Genomic DNA, 18,156 nt, shown 5'->3' with positions numbered 1-18,156 from the left:
TTGTTTATGAATACTAGTCGCCACGATTATCTTCCTATTACTACAGAGTCAGACTCAACACGGGTGAACTGTGTACCGAGTAAATTGCCTATCCAATTATCGGTTTGATAACAAATCGAGACTCGATAAATTGGCATTTGTCTCCCTCGATTACTCACAACCGAAAGATCTTGTAGCTGTGATATCGGCTTACTAATGTTGCAATCTAACGTTCCTCGATACTCTCTCACTGGCTCATTCGGCTTATCGACTTCTTCAAAACTCTGTTCTTCAACCAACAAACCATAACGATCCGCTTGAAAACGACCAAATGTTCGCATTAAAGAGTGACGAGCAATCGTATCGATATCATCAACTTCCCGTTTCGATAGCTCATAATCAGCCTCATAAAGCTGTGTCCGTTCTTTCACAACATTCACTAACGAGTAAGAGAGTCTGTCGAGCTTTCCTTTTACCGACAGTTTGATGATGACATCGCCACTAAATACCAGTAGCAAACTAAAGAACATCCCTACGATGGCAAATTCAATGCTGAATGTGCCACGTTGTAAGTGACGGGAATTAGATTTCAAATTGTGAACGCTCATATTCTTGTACCACCAACATTTCTCGGCTCATCAATCCATCCAAACCAAGGAAATAACTGAAGATCGGCTGGAAGGCATAATCAATGTGATAAACCGCAATGGCCGCACTATCGGCTTCTCCACACTCTTTACTCAAATCTTCCTCTACTAAGTCACACTGCCCTGTAAAGTCTGTAAGATCACCGATGTTATCTAAGTATTGAATGGACACTTTGAAGTGGTCGCCATCAATCACTTGATTCCAAATACTGTTTTCACGGTGTAAAACCTCTTGGACGATATCCATGTAGTCGGCTGAACTTTTTTTAGCCGTGCGAGATATTTCAGAAATTGCCAGATCATTGATGGCTGAGACATAAGACATATAGCTCATTTCGACCCACGCCATGCACATTAGCCAAAAAGCAAAGAAACCTATCGCAAACTCGACACTCGCAACTCCTCGCTGTGACTTAACTTTCACGAATGTTCTCCGTGAGTGTTTGCTGCTTTTGTACCGCTTTTAGTGGGTCAAACTGGCGCAATGCTTGGTAGATTTGTTCAATTTGATGATGACTGTATTTCTCAGAGAGCGCTTGTTTTACAAATGCAAACTGCCCCTCTTTCGCCATACTCAACGTCAAATTCGCCATCACTTTTTCATCGGCTTGGCCATTTTTGTATAACGGCAGTAAGCGTTGGATCGCATGTTTATACTTACCCTCAGCAATATCCAGCACGGCAAGGTTGTTATTTACTGTCGCACCATCAAAGAAGTGTTCACGTGAGCGTTCAAAGTAACGACGAGCCAAATCATATTGATAGTTATAGCCGTAGAATGTCCCCAGCAAGTTTTCTGCCTCAGCATTCTTACTGTCTGATTCAAGCGCGGCTTTCGCACTATTAATTGCTGCTGAATATTGCGCTAACTCACCAAAAGCCTGCGCCTGAATTAATAATGTCTCAATACTCGGTTGGGCTTGGTCCGTTAGAGGTTTGATATAAAACAGTGCCGATTCTGCATCACCCAATGCCAAATAACTTTTCGCGAGTTTTTCACGAACTTCCTGTTCATCACTTTGCTGCAACTTCTGTTTATACAGTTCAACCAGTTGTGTATGGTTGTTTGTTTTCTGATATATCGCTTCTTTGGAGTCTTCTTGTTGCCACTGTTGCGATGTTGAACTACAAGCTGCAAGTACGAATGGCATTAGACAAATTAATAGTCGTTTAAACATGAGACATCATCCTCATCACCCCCGGAGCGGCGATCACAAATACAAGTGGAATCAAGATGAATACGATCAATGGTATCGACATCTTGGCGGCCAACTTCCCTATCTGTTCTTCTAGTTCCAGCATCTGCACTTCACGGATATCTCCGGAAAGTGTGGTCAACATGGTGTAGATGGAGGAACCATGTTGCATACTTTGAGTCAATGTCAGCATAAAACTGCGCATCTCTGAGGACGGCACTTGCTGATACAACTCTTCTAACGCACGCTCCATACCAACAATTCGAGCTCGTTGGTTGGTGTTGTCTAGCAGCTTACCCAGTTCAGGATTAAATCCTGATATTTCTCTGGCTAGATACTTTAAAGAGGCTTCAATCGTCATACCGGTTTGAACACAAATCGCCATGAGATCAATTAAGTAAGGCAAACTTCGACTAATACGACGCTGACGATTAGTCTTGCGAGCATTCAACCAAATATCGGGTAATGTAATAGCCACCATTGCCCAAATGGCAGCAACGGCAATCCACTGCATACGGTCCAACTCGATAAGTTGAACCACCAATGCGATAACCATTTCCCCCAAAATCAGTGCGCTGTACTTCAATGACATAAACCACTGAGCAAGTAGCGTATTTTTTATGCCTGCATCATGAAATCGTTGCTGTATGTCCGAATCTGATGCTGCGACCATATTGGTTAGCGGTGAAAGCAGGTTATTGACCTGCAATTCGCTTTGTTTTCTGGCCTTATGATGTCGAGCGATACGCGAAATTTTCTGCTGATACCATATTCGGCTTATCCCCCAATAAAGCAGCAGCATGCCGCCAAAACTGATACTCACAATCGAAAAAAATGACCACGCTGAATATTGCGTTAACATTACTTCACCTTATTCATTAGCGCCCAGATTATGCTCATACCCACTGACTCACTGATCAGTAAGTAATACAGTAAAGGACGCCCTTCTGGATGAAACATGACAAATTCATAGTTTTCTGGACTCAAAAACTGCAGCATAAACAGAAAAAAGAATGGGGTTGCACAGACGATTTTGGCTGAAATACGAGCTTCTGATGTTAATGCGTATTTTTTTCGCTCTATCGCTCGTGCTTCAAACATCTGTCTGTTTAAACGGCTCATCACTTCTTTTAATTGACCACCTCGCTGCATATTGGCTCGTAATGTGATCACAAAAAAATGAAATGCCGGATAAGGAAATCGTTGGCAAGACTTACGAAAGACATCATCAAGCGATTCACCGAGCTTAAGCCGCTCGCCCATTCGTTTAAATTCCTGACCGACTTCCCCCTCGAGTTTCTCACCCACATACATAATGCCGCGCCCAATGCTTTCTCCGGCACTAATCGAGCTGGTCAACATGTTGAGGGCATCAGGAAATGCTTCATCGAAGTGTTTTCTTTCTCGTTTTTGCATCCATATATAACCAAACCACCAGCCAAGCAAAAGTGCCACAGGTAACACCTCATAAAATGCCAGCCGCAGCATAGTACGATTAATAACAATTGCGACAACAATGACAGCGACACTAAAAACCAACACTTTGACTTGAGCATAAGGGCCTAACTGACGTTGTAAGTTATCCCAACGCTGCAATAAACGCTGTCGCACATTACGGTCAGATAAACTGGTCAAGTTGATGGCCTGCAATGAGAACGTCGTATTAGCTTGTGTTTGAAAGCGATATTGACTTAAGTACTCTTGAGCGCGTTTTTCTTTTTTTGGCCACAACGCTATCGATATCAAACCAGCCCCAATAAGAAGCAGCAACCAGTACATAGACATCGGACTACCTCGCTAACTCAATCGCTTCAATAGCGTTCGCTAGCTGCTGTTCAGCACCAAAAAATCGCGCTTTTTCAAACAGTACTGATCGGCTCATTACGCCTGATGTCACATAACGACCAGTGATTTTCCCTTCTTGGTTGTGGGGCTCCGCTTTAAACGCAAATAATTCTTCCAACACAACGCTTTGTCCCTCCATGCCCACCACTTCGGTAATGCTCATGACTTTGCGTGAACCATCATGTAATCGGCTCACCTGAACAACGAGATCCACAGCACTAACAATCGAACGGCGAATGGCTTCAAGTGGCAAACTGCTCGTCGCCATCATGACCATCGCCTCTACCCGCGCAAGCGCATCTCTGGCACTGTTGGCGTGTAATGTCGACATAGAACCATCATGTCCTGTATTCATCGCCTGTAACATTTCAAAAGCTTCTGCGCCACGGCACTCCCCGACAATGATTCGATCTGGTCGCATACGTAAGGAGTTAATCACCAAATCACGAGCAGTAATGGCACCCGTTCCCTCAATACCTGCGACTCGAGTTTCTAGACGAACAACATGAGGTTGAAGTAATCGCAGTTCAGCGGTGTCTTCTATTGTCACGATACGTTCTCGTCCCGCTGCATACTGCGACATCGCATTCAACATCGTTGTCTTACCCGATCCCGTCCCTCCGGAAATAAGAACATTAAGACGGCATTTAGCGGCCAACGCCAAAATTAACGACATCTCATGACTGAGCGCACCAAAAGTCACTAGCTCATCAAAACCGATGCTCTTTTTACGAAACTTACGAATAGAAATAGACGTGCCATCAATGGCAACCGGTGGAATCACTATATTCACACGGCTACCATCTTCTAAACGAGCGTCACAAGTTGGTGAAGACTCATCAACGCGTCGGCCAACACGGTCAGCAATTCGTTTCGCAATATCAACCAGTTGCTGTTCATCCAAAAACGTAATTTCTGAACGCTCAACAAGTCCTGAACGTTCGATATAAACCTGCTTGTGTCCGTTGATCATGATGTCGGTAATGCTTTCATCATCCATCAGAACTTGTAGTGGCCCTAAGCCCACCAGCTCGTGGATCATGCTCAGCACATATTCACTTTTCGCCAGCGAAGAAACCGATAACTGATCGCGGCCAACCAACATATCAACGGCGTTACTTAATTGCGTTTCCAAATCTGGGCGAGAAAGCGATGTTACGGCTGCCGCATCTAAAGCATCAAAAATTTGATTTCTTAAATGCACATACGTTCTTTTAGAATGCTGCATCACTTACCCCTAACGTTTTAACCAACCAGACAACCATGCTTTCTTCGTTGATGGTTTATCACCAACCAACCGAGCTACAATGTTTTTTAGGCCGATACTCATCTCAGATTTCGACTCTAAAATAGACTGACCTTGCAATAGAAAGTGGTTTACTTTGTGGTCAAATTCGACGACAGCATCGGCATCGCGACCAAAATACTTTTCTACATCAGACACATTGATCGATGCGGCATTCTGTGGGCGCGAGTGATTCATTACCGTCAAAACCAACAAATCTGGGTAACGCATTTCCAGCTCAGAGACGATTCGATTGAGCTCTCTTAACGAAGATACCGTTGCATCAAACACCACAACTAGCGTATCAATGTCAGTGACCGCTCGGTCAAACTCTTCATTAGTGGCGACTGTGTGTGAGTAGTCTTCAATAACAAACACGTGCTCTTTCAGCACTTGCTCCTTAAGAGCTTCGGTATATTCGTGCAACTCCGCACGGGTAAAAGCATCTGACTCAATACCTAAGACTGACAAGTTCTGTGCAACTTTCTGCATCAGACTCCCTGCAAAGTCGCTATCAATACTCGATGTCATAGTGCCTTTCTGAACACTACGTTTGGCAAATTTTTGCAAGCCAAGTAAAACGTCTATATTGCTACCTGTGTAAGTATGATCAATGAGCAGCGTAGAAGCAGAATGGTGCTTAGCTAATGCGCGAGAGACTTCACTCGCGATCAAAGACGTTCCCACACCGCCTTTCACTCCTAAGAATGCCACTTGTTTTGCCTTGCGACGTGCTGCGACCCCTTTTTTCTGTTCATGATTACCATAGACGTTGTGATAAAACTCCATCACTTCGTTTTCTGTCGCAGACCAAAACAAGTAATAGAATCCGAGCTGCTTTAATCCTCGAATCGTCGAAATAGAGTCTTCGCTACCAATAATGATGACGGACACATTGGTTGGTATTTGATGAGCGATTAACTTGGCATCTTCAATGACATTGGTGCTGTTATTCAACTCAACAATGACAACATCAAGATCCGCTTGAGCTTGTACATCCGGATAACTTTTATCTTGGTTGAGTAAAGAAACAGGCTCAGGTAATCCCTCAAAGCGAAACGCCTTTTGAACCACATTCTTACAAGCCGCCGTTTGGTACAAAAGCGCACATTTACTTTCTAATTGATGATGCGTCGGCGTGTTTTTGCTTAACTTATCGACCAAATCAAACATTGTGTTTCACCTTTTATTAAAGCTAAAGCGCACGTTGTGGGTTTACCATTGACTGCCAACGGCTACCATCGGTGTAACAACCAAGATGCCCATGACCATATTGACCCACTTTTTCTTGATGACAAATTTCCAGCTCTGGTTTCAGTTGAACCACCGAGACTTGCACATCAAAACGACTGGCATGTTCCACTTTTACTAATGAAACATTAGCGTTCTCGACACCTCGCTTAACTAACACGTCACGATATTGCTTGGAGAGTTCATGGCCCTGACGACTGTAACTGGTGATCACCCATTGGCTACCGCTCTGGATGCGATATTTTTGAGTAAATTCATTCAGCTTCTTTAGTGCAAAAGCAGTATCGTTACTTTGTACTGAAAAACTAAACTCTGTTGGCTGTAGCGTAATCGTCGTGCCGCGAGGCTCCACGATATGATCGGCGCACCCCATTAGAGATATTGCCGCCAAAGTTGATAACATCAGTTTTTTCATTGACGAAAACCTCCCGCGTTCAGCACTTCACTTGCCCATTGTTCTTGTGCTTTGTCGTAATGCCCATCTAACGCTAAGAAACGTTTTAATGTGCTGGTTTTTTCCATAGTCGGTAGTTGGATCTGCTCTGCTTTAACGGGTTTCACCAAGTTCACTGTGGCAACAATAATTAGCTCTGTTTTATTACGCTCCGTACCGGTATGACGGAACAACGCACCCAAAATAGGAATATCACCAATAAACGGGATACGAGTCAGAGACTCACGTTCCTCACTGTTCAGTAAACCGCCCAACACAAAACTCTGTCCATCACCAAGCTCCACTGTGGTTTGTGCTCGGCGCGTTTTAAATGCTGGTAGGTCAAATAATTCACTGGTATAGGTGTTGTCCAGCGAACTCACTTCTGGTGAGAGCGCCAAGCGGATTTTGTCATCACGCAGAACTTTAGCCATTAACGCTAAACGTACGCCAAACTCTTTGTAATCAACATTGCTGCTCCCATCAGCAACCGTCACGACAGGCATTTCACCACCAACAAGGAAACTCGCCTGCTCACCAGAAATGACCGATAGGTTTGGTTCAGCAAGGACTTGACCGATCCGATCCGAACCAACGGCAGAAATCACTGATACAATGTCATCAGCACTAAAGCTCGTTAACTGATCAACGAAAATCCCCATATTCCCGTTTGAGCCCATCTTGATGCCAAAATCTTGAATAAAGCTGTGTGAGACTTCGGCAATCGTTAGCTTCACATTGACCTGTTTGGTTGTATTCACCTCGATATTATTCACTACGCCGTCGTAGCGCGGTGCTGCCATAAAATCGACCGTCATATCATCAAGCACGTTGCTGTTGTCTTGCAGTTCAAATTCACGGTCATTGGTGCTTTTCTTACCTAACAGTTCGCCGACCATTTGATAAATGTTGTCTCGTTCATTGTTCGACGTTGCAAAACCACTGAGAACAACATTCTTGCCTAAACCACTGATCTTGACTTCCGAGTAAGGAAACTGAGCATTAACCTGCTCTTCTAACTGAAGGTAACTCTGAGTTACGAGCAGCGTTTGATTGACCATTTCATGACCTTGCTGATCAAAAATAATAAACGATGCCTCCCCCTCGCTTTTTCCTAACAGCACGACTTTGTCGTCACCAATCAATTGATAATCGGCTACGGTCTGATTTGAAATAAAAACCGAATCAACTTGTTCAGAAAGCGCAAAAGTCTTCGCACTGCCAACGCTTAACGTTACCGATTCTTTTGCCACAACTGCACTCGACAATAGAATGAAGGCATGCACCATTATTTTGAGTAATCTTTTCATAGTGCCTCCTAGTTGAATCTGTATTGTTTTATCGGTTCGCTTTGTCCCGACACGCGAATGACATCACTAGAATCTGCATGCAAATCATCGACATAATTCTCGCCAATGGATTTATGAATCATCACGTCTGCGATTCGTTTCGCGACAGAAAGTTTTGCCAACTGACGATTGGTAACTTGCAAAATCAGCGTCACTTCCGTGGTTTTCTCATCGGTTAAACGACTTGAAGAACGCTCTTTCTTGATCATGTCTAGCACTGGTATTTGCGCAATTAGTGGCGTCATCGTTAGATGGTTGATGTCCGATACGGTATTTTCTGCCGCTAAGTTTTGCTTCGTTGCAGCCATTACAGAGATATCAACAATATCGCCAATTTTGATTGTTCCACCGACGACATCATTTACAGGTACCGTCATGTTAAATGGCACGTACCCCGGCTCGATAACGGTTGATATATACTCGTCTTCCCCTGGTGACGTCAGCATCGTGTCATCTAACATGTCACCTTTCTCTATTGGGGCGATGGCGACCAGTCGCTGCTCAAAAGTCAGCGTTGTATCTGAATCAATACCAAATGAAGCGGCTTGTTCGCGCGTGAGGTATTCAATATTGATGTCTCGACGAGAGAGCCTCTCTGCTTTTTGTAGATCGCGTTTCAGTGTCCAAACTTTAATTTTCTTTTCTTCTATTTTTGGCTTATTTGGTAACACTGGTATTTCAGACTTGGACTGTGTAACGCCATACAAGCCGACCGTAATTGCAACGGTTGCCAACACAAGAATGACTTTTGTATTCATGATTAAACCTATAGTGAGGCAGCGATTCCCAGTAGACTCCCAATGCAAATTGGCACGCCATAAGGCACACCTCTATCAATCCAACTGGTATCTTTAGTAAGCCGACTTAATCCCCATAACCCGATGGCAAGAACACCACCAATCACGCTGATAACCCAAAGTGTCAGTAACATATAGCTTGGCGCGATCATCAGGCTAAATGCGGCAAACAATTTACTGTCTCCGGCTGCAAGGATATTCAATTTAAACAGCACCATTCCAAAACACAGGGTAATAAGTGGTATAAGAAACTGGCTGTAATCCCTTTCAATACAGACAAAAAAAACACCCAATACAGCTACGCTTAACGCCACTCCATTGGGTATTTTTCGGTATTTGATGTCCTGATAACTGGCTAAAAAAGCCATGGCGGCTAAAGGGATAAGCCACCATAGTTTTATCAACAAACTTATTCTGTAACGTTTGCTGCATCAGCGGCGGCGATGTTGTCAGAGATAGTGCTTACCGCACCTTCTAGTGCCTCACGAAGTGCACCATTAAATACCGCTAGCACGACTGCAGACATGCAAACACCTAGGATTGCGTATTCAATTGCCGTTACGCCGCGCTCGTCGTTTTTGAATGATTCGATGAATAGTTGGGTTTTTACAAATAATTTAGTAAGCATTTTTCTTCCTCAATTAACTAACACGTCAAAAAGATGACGCGGTGATAGTATGAATTGAGGCGAATTTGAGCAATTTCTCGGCTTGCCCTCTGACATTTCTCTGACGCTTTGCTCTATTTCATTCAGTTTGAATTCAGCTTTTTGCGAAGAAAACGTTTTCGTAGCGATGATTCAAACGTGGTATTTTTCTTCTTCGAGCAAATTCACACTTTGCGTTGTTTCCACATTCATGTAAGGTCAAGGATTATCCTATTGACTGGCATCACGCTAGCGTAATCACATTAAGCAATCACAATGAATTAGGTATCACAAGGCATGCAGTTCTCGAAGTTTGGTGAAAAATTTAATCAGTATTCAGGTATCACGCAGTTAATGGACGATTTGAATGATGGTCTGCGCACTCCAGGCGCCATCATGCTCGGTGGGGGTAACCCAGCCGCCATTCCTGCCATGCTCGATTACTTTCGCCAAGCCAGCGAGGAGATGCTCGCCAGTGGGGAGCTCGTCGCCGCCCTCGCCAACTACGATGGGCCGCAAGGCAAAGACGCATTCGTTAAAGCGTTGGCTCAGTTATTCCGTGAAACTTACGGCTGGGATATTTCAGAAAAGAACATCAGCCTAACTAACGGCAGCCAAAGTGGCTTCTTCTACTTGTTCAACTTGTTGGCAGGTAAACAGCCAGACGGTTCACACAAGAAAGTGCTACTGCCTATCGCGCCTGAATACATCGGTTATGGTGACGCGGGCATTGATGAAGATATCTTTGTCTCTTACCACCCAGAGATCGAGCTGTTAGATAACGGTCTGTTTAAATACCACGTCGATTTTGAGCAGCTAAAAATCGATGACTCTGTTGCGGCAATCTGCGCGTCTCGCCCAACCAACCCAACAGGTAACGTACTGACAGACAAAGAAGTACGTAAGCTGGATAAACTGGCACGTGAAAACAACATCCCGCTGATCATCGATAACGCCTACGGTCTGCCTTTCCCGAACATCATCTTTGAAGATGTCGAACCGTTCTGGAATGAAAACACCATCCTATGCATGAGCCTATCTAAGCTTGGTTTGCCGGGCGTGCGTTGTGGGATTGTGATTGCGAGTGAAGAAATCACGCAAGCGTTGACCAATATGAACGGTATCATCAGCCTCGCACCAGGCAGTGTTGGTCCAGCGTTGGCAAACCACATCATTGGTAAAGGCGATCTGCTTAAACTGAGTTCAGAGGTGATTAAGCCGTTCTACAAGCAGAAATCGCAACGTGCGGTTGAACTACTGCAAGAGGCGATTACCGATAAGCGCTTCCGTATCCACAAGCCAGAGGGCGCTATCTTCTTGTGGCTATGGTTCGATGAACTGCCAATCACGACAATGGAACTGTACCAACGCTTGAAAGCGCGTGGTGTATTGATTGTCCCGGGTGAATACTTCTTTATTGGTCAGAAGGACGAGTGGGATCATGCGCACCAATGCTTGCGTATGAACTACGTTCAAGATGATGAGATGATGCAAAAAGGCATTGCGATTATCGCAGAAGAAGTGGAAAAGGCTTACCGCGAAGGTAAATAACGGATTAAACTCAGCCACTTCTCTTTGAAATTGCGGCTTTGAAATTGCGGCTTTGAAAGCCCCAAACTAAAAAGAGCGCCCTTTTCCGTAATGGAAGGCGCTCTTTCTCATTCTATCACCGTGTGGCTAGCTGAATTGCCATTAGCTGATTAGTTATTTTCAATCAGATTATTGCCACCGATAGCAATCTTACGCGGTTGCATGGCTTCTGGAATCTCACGAACTAAATCGATATGAAGTAGGCCGTTTTCCATTGATGCACCAACGACTTTTACGTAATCCGCTAGTTGGAATTTACGTTCAAAATCGCGTTCTGCAATGCCTTGGTAGACGTAATTTTTGCTTTCTTCTGCTTTGCGCTCGCCTTTAACGATCAACATATTTTCGTTCTGAGTCAGATCTAACTGCTCTTCAGCAAAACCAGCCACTGCCATAGTAATACGGTAGTTATGCTCGTCTTTTTGCTCAATGTTGTACGGAGGGTAACCGGCAGATGTGTTCTTCGCAGAGCTCGCTTCCATCAAGTTAAACAGACGGTCGAAGCCAATTGCATTACGGTATAGTGGTGAGAAATCTACATTACGCATAGTTCTATCCTCTTTTAAGCAATAGTCTTAGCCCAGATGAGTATCATCCACGTGGCGCATTTATGCAGTAAACGCCGAGCTAAGGGATCCGATAATTCATTCCTCAGACCTAGTCTTTAAGTTCGGGGACATGATGTCGAATCTAGGGTCAAGTTGTGTGCTAATACGGAGTATCCTCTCTTGAGCGATCTCGTTTAGCGATTCCAGAGGCGCTGTTCTTCTAATCTTTAGCAAGCCAATCATCCTCTTCATAACTAGATATAAGGTCGATAAATACGCTTTCAAGGACCCCAGTGAAAATATTTTTAAAACCATAAAGCGCAGCCGTTCTCGTATTTCGACTCTTTTATCTCATTTCTACCCCAATAAAAAACGCCACCTCTTGCGAGATGGCGTTTTTAGCATGATTTGACTGAGCCTGTACGACTACACGTCTAGGTTTGCAACTTTAAGCGCGTTCTCTTCGATGAAGTTACGACGCGGCTCAACTTGGTCACCCATTAGCGTTGTAAACAATTGGTCTGCACCGACTGCATCTTCAATCGTTACTTGCATCATACGACGAGTTTCTGGGTCCATTGTGGTTTCCCAAAGCTGATCTGGGTTCATCTCACCTAGACCTTTGTAACGTTGTAGACTTAGGCCACGACGCGACTCTTTAATTAACCACTCGAGTGCAGAAGCAAAGCTCGATACAGGCTGAGTACGCTCACCACGCTTGATGTACGCACTCTCTTCCAATAGACCGTCTAGCGCTTCAGAGAGATCCGCTAGTCTGCCGTACTCTTTCGAGTTTAGAAGATCAATGCTTAATGCGTAGTCATGCGTCACACCGTGAGTACGTACGATGATCTTAGGTAGGTTTAGACCTAGTTCTTCGTGTTGCTCGACTTCAAAGCTGTATTGGCTTGCCCCTACTTCTTTCGCATTTAGTTGCTCAACAAGTTGCTTAGTCCAAGCTTCAACTTTCGCAGCATCTTGACACTGCTCAGCCGTTAGACGCGGCGTGTAGATAAACTCGTGAACCAATGCGCTTGGGTAGCGACGGCTCATACGGTCCGCCAGTTTGATACCTGCATTGTATTGCTGAACGAGCTTCTCTAACGCTTCACCAGCCAATGCTGGCGCTTCAGAGTTAACATGTAGCGATGCGTTATCCAGTGCTAATGACACTTGGTATTGGTTCATCGCATCTTCGTCTTTAATGTATTGCTCTTGTTTGCCTTTTTTCACTTTGTATAGTGGTGGCTGAGCGATGTACACGTAGCCACGCTCGATAAGCTCTGGCATTTGACGGTAGAAGAAAGTCAACAGTAGCGTACGGATGTGCGAACCATCGACGTCAGCATCGGTCATGATGATGATATTGTGGTAACGCAATTTATCCGGGTTGTACTCGTCACGACCGATACCACAACCTAGTGCAGTGATCAGCGTTGCCACTTCTTGAGAAGACAGCATCTTGTCGAAACGCGCTTTTTCTACGTTAAGAATCTTACCTTTTAACGGCAGGATTGCTTGGTTCTTACGGTTACGGCCTTGTTTTGCGGAGCCGCCTGCCGAATCACCCTCCACTATGTATAGTTCAGAGAGTGCCGGATCTTTTTCCTGACAGTCTGCAAGTTTACCTGGCAGGCCCGCTAGGTCTAGTGCACCTTTACGGCGAGTCATTTCACGAGCTTTACGCGCCGCTTCACGAGCACGTGCTGCATCGATGATTTTCGAACAAACCATCTTCGCTTCAGACGGGTTCTCAATCAAGAACTCAGACAGCTTCTCACCCATAGCGGATTCAACTGCCGATTTCACTTCAGAAGAAACCAACTTGTCTTTAGTTTGGCTAGAGAACTTAGGATCTGGCACTTTCACCGAAACAACCGCAGTTAGACCTTCACGCGCGTCATCGCCTGAAGTCGCTGTTTTTGCTTTCTTAGAGAAACCTTCTTTATCCATGAACGTATTCAGTGTACGCGTAAGCGCCGCACGGAAACCAGCAAGGTGAGTACCACCATCACGTTGTGGAATATTGTTGGTGAAACAGTAAATGTTCTCTTGGAAACCATCGTTCCACTGCATCGCCACTTCTACCGAGATGCCATCTTCACGTTCAAAATCGAAGTGGAAGATTTTATCGATGATTGGTGTTTTGTTGGTGTTTAGGTGCTCAACGAACGCTTGGATACCACCTTCAAACATGAAGTGGTCGCTCTTATCGGCTTCGCGCTCATCAACCAGTTTGATGGATACACCAGAGTTTAGGAAAGAAAGTTCACGTAGTCGTTTTGCTAGAATATCGTAATGAAATTCGATGTTGGTGAACGTTTCAGCACTTGGCCAGAAACGGATTTGAGTACCAGTGGTATCTGTATCACCTACCACAGCTAGTGGCGCTTGAGGATCGCCATGGTGGTATGTTTGCGTATGGATATGACCACCACGATGAATGGTAAGAACCACTTTTTCAGACAGCGCGTTTACTACCGAAACACCTACACCGTGAAGACCGCCTGATACTTTGTATGAGTTATCATCAAACTTACCACCCGCGTGAAGTACCGTCATGATAACTTCTGCTGCTGATACTTTTTCTTCTGGGTGCAATTCTGTTGGAATGCCACGACCATCATCCGTAACTGAAACCGAGTTATCCTCATGAATTGTCACAACGATGTCTTTACAGTGACCTGCCAACGCTTCATCAATTGAGTTATCCACCACCTCAAATACCATGTGGTGAAGACCGGTGCCGTCGTCCGTGTCGCCGATGTACATACCTGGACGCTTACGAACCGCATCCAGACCCTTTAGTACCTTAATACTCGATGAATCGTAATTTTCAGACATGAGTTTCTCTCTTCTAGTTTGACTCTATCCTGCCATGTTCCACATGAAACAACTTGCCAGTATCATCCAACATATCGGCGATTTGGCTTTCAGTGATAGAGCTTACAAATACTTGTGCGCCCGTCTCTTTTAAGCAGTCTGCTAGACGCTTGCGACGTTGGCTGTCTAATTCCGACGCAAAGTCGTCAATTAGATAAATACATTGTTTTCCGGTCATCGCTGTCAGATGTTGCCCTTGCGCCACGCGTAATGCACACACCATGAGTTTTAATTGACCGCGTGACAAAACATCCTCAACGGGTGTTCCATTCACTTTAATGCGTAAATCCGCCTTGTTTGGGCCACTAAAGGTGTACCCCAACGCCTGATCACGCTCGAAATTTTTCTCTAGTATCTCATGATAAGGTGTATCTTTGTCCCAACCACGATAATACTTTAATTGGATCTCAAATTCTGGCAAAAATGTCTGACAGATGGTTTCCGCGACGGTTCTCATCTGCTCAATGTACTGCGCTCGCCACTGACTGATGTTTTCAGCCAATCGAGCCATTTCTTGATCCCAATAACTGAGTTCGCGATAGCTTCTGGCGGTTTTCAACAGGGCATTACGTTGCTTGTTAAGGCGCTTAAATCGCCCCCATGCATCATAAAAAGCGGGTTCAGTATGAAATACCCCCCAATCAATAAATGCACGGCGATGTTTTGGGCCATCGGTAAGCAGATCAAATCCTTCCGGATGGATCAACTGCAACGGTAAAACTTGGGCGAGCTGCGCCAGTTTTTGTCCAGATTGACCGCCTATTTTAACCTCTGTAGACCCATCACGCTGCTTATTAATACCAATAGGTAGCTCAAATTGATCCGAGTTCAAAAAACGACCATGAACAAACAGCTCATGACATTCATTTTGGATAACTCGTCCCGTCAGAGAACTTTTGAAAGATCGGCCATGTCCGAGCAAGTAAATCGCTTCTAGGACACTGGTTTTTCCGCTGCCGTTTGGCCCAATAAGAAAGTTAAAGCCTGCTGATAAATGAATATCACAGGCTTTAATATTGCGAAATTGCTGAATGATGAGGCGAGAAAGTGGCATTCAGATGACTTATAGTCGAATTGGCATCACCACGTACATGGCACTGTCATCGTCTGCGTTTTCAATCAACGCACTGGCATTCGCATCTGACATCGATACGCGCACCTTGTCACAGCGCAATGTATTGAGCACATCAAGCACGTAGCTAACGTTGAAGCCGATTTCAATCGCATCGCCTTCAAAGCTCACGTCTAGCATCTCTTCGGCTTCTTCTTGCTCCGGGTTATTCGCTGTAATGCGCATTTCACTGCCTGCAAGATTCACACGTACACCGCGGAACTTTTCATTCGAAAGAATCGCAGCACGAGAGAACGCTTGGCGCAACTCATCACAACCCGCTTCAAGTGTTTTAGTCGTACTTTGCGGCATTACGCGGCGATAATCAGGGAAACGACCATCAACAAGCTTAGAAGTGAAGGTAAAGTTATTCACCTCAGCACGCACATTAGAACTACCAATTTGCAGTACAACGGGTTGCTCCGGTGCATCCATTAGCTTAACCAGCTCTTGCACACCTTTACGCGGTACGATGATTTGTTTTTGAGCAAAATCCGCACCTAGCTGAGTTTGAGATACTGCCATACGGTGACCGTCAGTCGCCACACTGCGTAGCGTTGTGCCGTCAATCTCAAACAACATACCGTTTAGGTAATAACGAACATCTTGGTTCGCCATTGAGAATTGTGTTTTTTCGATCAGAGTGCGCAGTTCAACTTGTGTCAAAGAGACTTCAACTTCACTCTGCCAATCTTCAATATTTGGAAAATCGTTCGCTGGAAGCGTGGCTAATGAAAAACGGCTACGACCAGAACGAACTTGGACGCGATCCCCTTCCAATACAAAAGTAATGATCGAGTCATCCGGTAGTCCGCGACAGATATCGAGAAACTTACGAGAAGGAACAGTAATGCTGCCGGCTTCAAAATCGCCCTCTAGAGTCACTTTGCTCACCAATTCTACTTCCAAATCGGTCGCAGTCATGGATAACACGTTCTCTTCTACTTTAATCAGTAGATTGCCAAGAATTGGCAGGGTTGCTCGGCCACCTAAAGCGCCCGACACTTGTTGTAGCGGTTTGATTAAATGACTACGTTCAATGGTAAATTTCATGCTTGGCTCTTTACGCTGTCAGCTCAATTAGTGATTTGCTTAGAATACTGTCATTCTAACCGATTAAGACGACAGGGTGCGAATCAAGTTAGAGTAATCTTCTTTGATATCGTGGCTCTCTTCACGCAACTGCTCAATCTTGCGACAAGCATGCAGTACCGTCGTATGGTCACGACCACCAAATGCGTCACCAATTTCTGGTAAGCTGTGGTTGGTCAACTCTTTTGCCAGTGCCATCGCCAATTGGCGAGGACGAGCAACCGAGCGAGAGCGACGTTTTGACAGCAAGTCCGCCACTTTAATCTTGTAATATTCCGCCACCGTCTTTTGAATATTGTCGATGGTCACTAACTTCTCTTGCAGAGCAAGAAGATCGCGCAGCGCTTCACGGACGAAATCAATCGTAATTGGACGGCCTGTAAAGTTCGCGTTGGCAATAACACGGTTAAGTGCGCCTTCAAGCTCACGAACGTTTGAACGCAATCGCTTAGCAATAAAGAATGCCACTTCATCCGCTAGATGAATTTGGTGGTCTTCCGCTTTTTTCATCAAGATCGCAACGCGCGTTTCAAGCTCTGGCGGTTCGATCGCAACGGTTAGGCCCCAACCGAAACGCGATTTAAGGCGATCCTCCACACCGCTGATCTCTTTTGGATAACGGTCCGAAGTTAGGATGATCTGTTGATTACCCTCAAGCAGAGCATTGAAAGTATGGAAAAATTCTTCTTGAGAACGCTCTTTGTTTGCAAAGAACTGAATGTCATCGATAAGTAGTGCATCCACACTGCGGTAGTAGCGTTTGAACTCTTCAATCGCGTTGTTCTGCAGGGCTTTTACCATGTCTTGTACAAAACGCTCAGAGTGCATATACACCACTTTCGCATTTGGATTGTTATCCACAATCGCGTTACCCACGGCGTGCAATAAGTGCGTTTTACCTAAACCAGTACCGCCGTATAGAAACAATGGGTTGTAAGCCGCACCTGGGTTATCTGAAACCTGACGAGCAGCAGCCAAACCCAGTTGGTTCGACTTACCTTCAACAAAGTTATTAAACTTATGTTTAGGATTCACGTTTGAGCGATGGTTGATATTAGCGATCGCTTGAGGGTCGTCATCCCACGTTTTGTGGACAGGTTTGCGTGCTTGCAATTGTGCAGGAGCCGATGATTCAGCCGCAACATCAGCCGGCGTACGTGTCGGTACCGGTTTTGGTGCAGCTACAGGGCGGCTACCCACTTCAAAGCGCAAGTTAGGAACATCATTACCGCAGTATTCCTGCAGTAAACGATTAATGCTATTCAGGTACTTATCGCGAACCCAATCCAACACAAAGCGGTTTGGAGCGAATAGAGTGAGAGTATTGTCATTGAGCTCCGCTTGTAACGGACGAACCCACATACTGAATTCTGTAGCTGGTAGCTCTTCTTGAAGCTGCTGCAAACATTGCAACCAAAGCGAAGATGACACGGTGCCCCCACTGAGTATTTGAATTATCGGAAAAGACTGGCAATTTTACCTGTTGATAACCAAGATCGCCAGT

18 protein-coding genes are annotated in these 18,156 nt (G+C 45.0%); 1 reads left to right on the top strand and 17 read right to left on the bottom strand.

Annotated features, from left to right (window positions below):
• Window positions 1-26 precede the first annotated feature (26 nt).
• The 12 genes from tadF to VA249_RS00035 are packed head-to-tail and all read right to left on the bottom strand — an operon-like array spanning window position 27 to window position 9,410.
• Window positions 27-587: a tight adherence pilus pseudopilin TadF gene (gene tadF, locus VA249_RS00090; protein WP_221068413.1), complete on the bottom strand. Its 561-nt coding sequence runs from the start codon at window positions 585-587 to the stop codon at window positions 27-29.
• Entirely contained in the window at window positions 562-1,050 is a 489-nt protein-coding gene (locus VA249_RS00085) for a TadE/TadG family type IV pilus assembly protein (protein WP_221068412.1), read from the bottom strand. Before VA249_RS00085 ends, tadF begins: the two co-directional genes overlap by 26 nt.
• Window positions 1,040-1,804 (bottom strand): tetratricopeptide repeat protein, encoded by a 765-nt coding sequence (locus tag VA249_RS00080; protein WP_221068411.1) that lies wholly within the window; start codon window positions 1,802-1,804, stop codon window positions 1,040-1,042. Before VA249_RS00080 ends, VA249_RS00085 begins: the two co-directional genes overlap by 11 nt.
• Complete coding sequence (locus tag VA249_RS00075; protein WP_221068410.1) at window positions 1,797-2,684, bottom strand: type II secretion system F family protein; 888 nt, start codon at window positions 2,682-2,684, stop codon at window positions 1,797-1,799. The genes VA249_RS00080 and VA249_RS00075 overlap by 8 nt, the downstream gene beginning before the upstream one ends.
• The gene (locus VA249_RS00070) at window positions 2,684-3,601 is read right to left on the bottom strand and encodes a type II secretion system F family protein (RefSeq protein ID WP_221069748.1); all 918 of its coding nucleotides are present in this window, start codon (window positions 3,599-3,601) and stop codon (window positions 2,684-2,686) included. Before VA249_RS00070 ends, VA249_RS00075 begins: the two co-directional genes overlap by 1 nt.
• 10 nt (window positions 3,602-3,611) lie before the next feature.
• A complete protein-coding gene (locus VA249_RS00065) occupies window positions 3,612-4,895 on the bottom strand; it encodes a TadA family conjugal transfer-associated ATPase (RefSeq protein ID WP_221068409.1) in 1,284 nt (427 codons plus the stop codon).
• 9 nt (window positions 4,896-4,904) lie between these two features.
• Window positions 4,905-6,125, bottom strand: a complete 1,221-nt coding sequence (locus tag VA249_RS00060) for a CpaE/TadZ family protein (RefSeq protein WP_221068408.1) — start codon at window positions 6,123-6,125, stop codon at window positions 4,905-4,907.
• 22 nt (window positions 6,126-6,147) lie between these two features.
• Window positions 6,148-6,618, bottom strand: coding sequence for a hypothetical protein (locus VA249_RS00055; protein WP_221068407.1), 471 nt, complete (start codon window positions 6,616-6,618; stop codon window positions 6,148-6,150).
• Window positions 6,615-7,946, bottom strand: coding sequence for a type II and III secretion system protein family protein (locus tag VA249_RS00050; protein WP_221068406.1), 1,332 nt, complete (start codon window positions 7,944-7,946; stop codon window positions 6,615-6,617). Before VA249_RS00050 ends, VA249_RS00055 begins: the two co-directional genes overlap by 4 nt.
• 8 nt (window positions 7,947-7,954) lie before the next feature.
• Complete coding sequence (gene cpaB / locus VA249_RS00045) at window positions 7,955-8,743, bottom strand: Flp pilus assembly protein CpaB (protein WP_221068405.1); 789 nt, start codon at window positions 8,741-8,743, stop codon at window positions 7,955-7,957.
• Window positions 8,744-8,751: 8 nt separating this feature from the next.
• Window positions 8,752-9,189: an A24 family peptidase gene (locus VA249_RS00040; RefSeq protein ID WP_221068404.1), complete on the bottom strand. Its 438-nt coding sequence runs from the start codon at window positions 9,187-9,189 to the stop codon at window positions 8,752-8,754.
• 2 nt (window positions 9,190-9,191) lie between these two features.
• Window positions 9,192-9,410: a Flp family type IVb pilin gene (locus VA249_RS00035; protein WP_221068403.1), complete on the bottom strand. Its 219-nt coding sequence runs from the start codon at window positions 9,408-9,410 to the stop codon at window positions 9,192-9,194.
• A 315-nt stretch (window positions 9,411-9,725) separates the two neighbouring features.
• Between VA249_RS00035 and VA249_RS00030 the strand changes: the two genes are divergently transcribed.
• Window positions 9,726-10,979 carry a valine--pyruvate transaminase gene (locus tag VA249_RS00030; protein WP_221068402.1) on the top strand — a complete coding sequence of 418 codons (1,254 nt, stop codon included), beginning with the start codon at window positions 9,726-9,728 and terminating at the stop codon, window positions 10,977-10,979.
• 149 nt (window positions 10,980-11,128) lie between these two features.
• On the opposite strand, the gene VA249_RS00025 is transcribed toward VA249_RS00030, so the two are convergent.
• The 5 genes from VA249_RS00025 to dnaA form a co-directional block, all read right to left on the bottom strand.
• Complete coding sequence (locus VA249_RS00025) at window positions 11,129-11,566, bottom strand: Hsp20 family protein (protein ID WP_221068401.1); 438 nt, start codon at window positions 11,564-11,566, stop codon at window positions 11,129-11,131.
• A 426-nt stretch (window positions 11,567-11,992) separates the two neighbouring features.
• A complete protein-coding gene (gyrB, locus tag VA249_RS00020; RefSeq protein ID WP_221068400.1) occupies window positions 11,993-14,410 on the bottom strand; it encodes a DNA topoisomerase (ATP-hydrolyzing) subunit B in 2,418 nt (805 codons plus the stop codon).
• Between the two features lie 13 nt (window positions 14,411-14,423).
• Window positions 14,424-15,503, bottom strand: coding sequence for a DNA replication/repair protein RecF (recF, locus tag VA249_RS00015; protein ID WP_221068399.1), 1,080 nt, complete (start codon window positions 15,501-15,503; stop codon window positions 14,424-14,426).
• A 9-nt stretch (window positions 15,504-15,512) separates the two neighbouring features.
• Entirely contained in the window at window positions 15,513-16,613 is a 1,101-nt protein-coding gene (gene dnaN, locus VA249_RS00010; protein WP_128809807.1) for a DNA polymerase III subunit beta, read from the bottom strand.
• 63 nt (window positions 16,614-16,676) lie between these two features.
• On the bottom strand, window positions 16,677-18,083 hold the full coding sequence (dnaA, locus tag VA249_RS00005; protein ID WP_128809806.1) for a chromosomal replication initiator protein DnaA: 1,407 nt from the start codon (window positions 18,081-18,083) through the stop codon (window positions 16,677-16,679).
• Window positions 18,084-18,156 lie beyond the last annotated feature (73 nt).

Origin of the sequence: Vibrio alfacsensis (assembly GCF_019670485.1) — a bacterium.
Taxonomy (GTDB): Bacteria; Pseudomonadota; Gammaproteobacteria; order Enterobacterales; family Vibrionaceae; genus Vibrio; species Vibrio alfacsensis.
The sequence above is the reverse complement of the archived record's forward strand: the minus strand, read 5'-3'. Positions and strand labels throughout refer to the sequence as shown.

Coding starts and splice junctions, on each gene's coding strand:
- gyrB (WP_221068400.1), bottom strand. CDS start 14,410: ATGTCTGAAAATTACGATTCATCGAGTATTAAGGTACTAAAGGGTCTG.
- VA249_RS00030 (WP_221068402.1), top strand. CDS start 9,726: ATGCAGTTCTCGAAGTTTGGTGAAAAATTTAATCAGTATTCAGGTATC.
- VA249_RS00055 (WP_221068407.1), bottom strand. CDS start 6,618: ATGAAAAAACTGATGTTATCAACTTTGGCGGCAATATCTCTAATGGGG.
- VA249_RS00080 (WP_221068411.1), bottom strand. CDS start 1,804: ATGTTTAAACGACTATTAATTTGTCTAATGCCATTCGTACTTGCAGCT.
- cpaB (WP_221068405.1), bottom strand. CDS start 8,743: ATGAATACAAAAGTCATTCTTGTGTTGGCAACCGTTGCAATTACGGTC.
- tadF (WP_221068413.1), bottom strand. CDS start 587: ATGAGCGTTCACAATTTGAAATCTAATTCCCGTCACTTACAACGTGGC.
- VA249_RS00035 (WP_221068403.1), bottom strand. CDS start 9,410: ATGCTTACTAAATTATTTGTAAAAACCCAACTATTCATCGAATCATTC.
- VA249_RS00065 (WP_221068409.1), bottom strand. CDS start 4,895: ATGCAGCATTCTAAAAGAACGTATGTGCATTTAAGAAATCAAATTTTT.
- dnaN (WP_128809807.1), bottom strand. CDS start 16,613: ATGAAATTTACCATTGAACGTAGTCATTTAATCAAACCGCTACAACAA.
- recF (WP_221068399.1), bottom strand. CDS start 15,503: ATGCCACTTTCTCGCCTCATCATTCAGCAATTTCGCAATATTAAAGCC.
- VA249_RS00060 (WP_221068408.1), bottom strand. CDS start 6,125: ATGTTTGATTTGGTCGATAAGTTAAGCAAAAACACGCCGACGCATCAT.
- VA249_RS00025 (WP_221068401.1), bottom strand. CDS start 11,566: ATGCGTAATGTAGATTTCTCACCACTATACCGTAATGCAATTGGCTTC.
- VA249_RS00075 (WP_221068410.1), bottom strand. CDS start 2,684: ATGTTAACGCAATATTCAGCGTGGTCATTTTTTTCGATTGTGAGTATC.
- VA249_RS00070 (WP_221069748.1), bottom strand. CDS start 3,601: ATGTACTGGTTGCTGCTTCTTATTGGGGCTGGTTTGATATCGATAGCG.
- VA249_RS00050 (WP_221068406.1), bottom strand. CDS start 7,946: ATGAAAAGATTACTCAAAATAATGGTGCATGCCTTCATTCTATTGTCG.